Raw genomic sequence first — 1,054 nt, forward strand, 5'->3', positions numbered from 1 at the left:
AAGGAGGATTGCAAATGGCAACCAACTGTATAATAAATGGAAATCACTACTATAGAATCTATAGAAAAGTGGGAAAGGAATTTAAAAATGGACAATGGCTAGATAAGAGAAAAGCTTTTTATGGCAATAGCAAAAAAGAAGCCGAAGATAAATACCAAGAATACATGCAATGCAAAGAAACTTGTACTGAAGATAGAAAATGTCTAGGTGAACTAATGGATATTTTCATTACAGAGGTATTTAAGAAAAGCAATCTTGCTAATTCCACAAAAAGGAAATATATCTCTGCCTACCAAAGATTGCTTCAAAACCACGAGATAGCAGGATGGCGGCTACATGATATCACAGCTCTACATCTGCAGGAATTTTACAATAGCATTACTGAATGCTACAGTACACGAAGAGCTCTACATAACCTTTTAAGACGCTTCTACAAATACGCCGAATTAAACGGTATGACAAAAGACATAACAGGATGTCTAGAAATATATAAGTCACAGCCAAGTCAGAGTTTAATTGATGTTACCATCTGGCCTGACGAAGACGTCAAGAAGGTTATCAACGCCCTTGAGGGCACTACATTAAGACTACTCATCGTTTTAGCTGTAAATACAGGCTTACGATTTGCAGAACTGCTTGCACTTGAATATAGTGATATCAAGGGCAATGTCCTTTATGTAACTAAACAGTTATCAGAAGAAGCACCGCTTGATAGCGATAGTGCCACTACACTGCACATAACAGAGACAAAGACTGCAAATGGAAACAGGGCTATTCCCCTATCTACATCTGTGATGGCTGAAATAGAGCGTCACAAGGCCATACAGAGGGCTCAGATGGCAAAGCAAGGGTATATAACCAATTATTTGTTTACGACCTCAAATGGGACATTTTATTACAAAAGGAATGTCAACAGATCTCTAACGAGGCTATACAAGAGAATCGGCGTTAAGCATAGGAAATTCCATGCATATAGAGCCACCTTTGCAACGAATCTTGCTAGGGCAGGAGTTCCCATTGAACAGACTGCTAAACTGCTCGGTCATGGTGATAT

The 1,054-nt window shown here is 38.8% G+C and carries 1 protein-coding gene; it reads left to right on the plus strand.

The features are described 5' to 3' along the window. Nucleotides 1-14: 14 nt before the first annotated feature. Nucleotides 15-1,054 (plus strand): tyrosine-type recombinase/integrase (locus tag INF20_RS07930; RefSeq protein ID WP_226385836.1); only part of this gene is annotated, 1,040 nt, incomplete at its 3' end.

The sequence above is a fragment of the Gallibacter intestinalis genome (genome assembly GCF_014982745.1).
GTDB lineage: Bacteria > Bacillota > Clostridia > Peptostreptococcales > Anaerovoracaceae > Gallibacter > Gallibacter intestinalis.